Below are 2,232 nucleotides of genomic sequence, written 5' to 3' on the forward strand. Positions count from 1 at the left end.
GCCCGCAGTGCGTGACGGTGAGCGGTGGGCCCTCCAGCACTCGGTAGCTCGCCTGCTCCGGTCGGATGTCGACGAGCAGCAGCCGGCCGCGCAGGCGCGCGCGGAAGCGCAGCCGGTGCATCCGCTCGGGAAGGCGGGGCGCGAACGCTGGCGCGCCTTCCCCGAGCCGGAGCCCGCCGAACCCGGCGGCGAGTGCCGTCCACAGGCCGGCGGCGGCGGCCAGATGGATGCCGCCCTGCGTGTCGCCGTGCAGGTCGGCGAGGTCCATCTGGGCGACCTCGCGCACGTACTCCGCGGCGAGGTCCACGTGCCCGAGCTCCGCGGCGAGCACGGCCTGCGTCGCGGCCGACAGCGAGGAATCCCTCACCGTGATCTCCTCGTAGTAGGCGAAGTCGCGCTCGCGCTGCGCGGCCGTGAAGACGCCAGGGCGGCGCACGAGCGCGAGGGCGAGATCGGCCTGCTTCGCGACCTCGTGCCGATAGAGCTGCACGTAGGGGTGGTGCTCCATGAGCGGGTACGCATCGGCCGTCATCTCATCGAACGGCCAGCGCTTCTTCCCTGTGAATCCGGCGGACTGCGCGTGCACCCGCTTCCGCTCGTCGAAGGGGAGGGCGACCGCGTGCGCGGTCGCCTCCCACCGCGCGAGCTCGTCGGCGGTGATGGCAAGGCGCGCGGCGGCCTCACGGTGACGCCGCGCGAACTGCGCGGCGGCGAGCAGGTTCTGCTGCGCCATGAGGTTCGTGTAGAGGTTGTCGTCGCCGAGCGCGGAGTACTCGTCGGGCCCGGTGACGCCGTCGAGGTGCGCGACGCCGTCGTCGTCGGCGCGCACGAGAGACTGCCACAGCCGGGCCGTCTGCACGAGCAGCTCGACGCCCTCGCGCGCGGCGAACTCCTCGTCGCCCGTCGCCCAGACATAGCGCAGCACCGCATCGGCGATGTCCGCGTTCAGGTGCAGCGCCGCCGTGCTCGCCGGCCAGTAGCCGGAGCTCTCGTGCCCATCGATCGTGCGCCACGGGAACGCGGCACCGCGGAAGCCCAGTTCGCGGGCGCGCTCCTGCGCGAGCGGCAGCCCGCGATGCCGCCACCGCAGTGCGCTCGCGGCGGCCTCAGGGCGCAGCACGGCGAGCACCGGCACGACGAAGCTGTCGAGGTCCCAGAAGGTGTGGCCCTGGTAGCCGGAGCCCGTGAGCCCCTTGGCGGGCGGCGGGAACGGGTCGGCGAACACCACCGACTGGAAGACGTGGAACAGCGCGAAGCGGATCGCCTGCTGCAGCCGCCGGTCGCCGTCGATCTCGACGTCGGCGGTGCGCCAGAACCCGTCGAGCACGGCCCGCTGCCGCGACAGCAGCTCGGCCCAGCCGAGGCGGCGCGCCGTCTCGACCTGGGCGCGCGCCGTCGCGACGAGTTCGGCGGTCTGGTGGTCAATGCCGGTCGCATAGCCGACGAGCTTGGTCACCGTGAGAGCGCGGCCGGGCGTCAGGGCCGCCGTGATCGTCGTGCGGATGCCTGCGGCATCCGCTCGCGCCCGCATCTCGGCTCCTCCGCCGACGTCGTGATGCACGGCCGCGGCGACGGCCAGGCCGCTGTGCGCGGTGGCGTGAGATGCGGCGCCGCCCGCGTCGTCGGCTTCCGACCAGCTCGGGACGAGCGCGGCGATCGATTCGAGGCCGTCCTCGTTCCGCTGAGGCGTGTCTGCGGCCTCGAGCAGCGAGACGATCGTGGCGTCGTGCGGGCCGTCGAGGGCCTCGACCTCGAAGCGCACCGCGGCCAGGCCGCGCTCGCAGAGCGAGACCAGGCGAGTCGAGCGCACGCGCACGCGGGCCCCGGCTGGCGATTCCCACACCGTCTCGCGCGTCAGGGTGCCGTCGCGCAGCTCGAGGCGCTGCTCGTGCGCGTGCACCGTGCCTGCGCCCAGGTCGAGCCGCTCCCCGTCGATGCTGAGCGCGATCACGGCTCCGTCCGGAGCGCCGGCGAGCGCCTGCCCGAACCTCGGGTAGCCGTAGGCCGGCTCCGCATAGGCGAGCGGGAAGCGCTCGAAGAATCCGTTCAGGCGGCAGGTGCCGCCGAGCGACGACGGCTTCTCGTCGAGGGTGCCGCGCCACCCGAGGAATCCGTTCGACAGTGCGAACAGCGACTCGAGCTGGGGAGCCCAGGCGGACTCGTGCCCCGACACGCCGACGGCCCAGTCCTCGACGGTGAGCGGCGCGCGCGAGCTCACTGTGCACCGTCGGG

1 protein-coding gene is annotated in these 2,232 nt (G+C 73.6%); it reads right to left on the reverse strand.

What is annotated here, in order from left to right; translation table 11 throughout:
* Positions 1-2,218, reverse strand: a 2,218-nt coding sequence (locus tag ACM2XV_RS14515) for a glycoside hydrolase family 65 protein (protein WP_487027447.1), incomplete at its 3' end; no start/stop codon positions are given.
* Between the last annotated feature and the right edge of the window lie 14 nt (positions 2,219-2,232).

This window comes from Gryllotalpicola sp. CP2-P1, assembly GCF_057512245.1.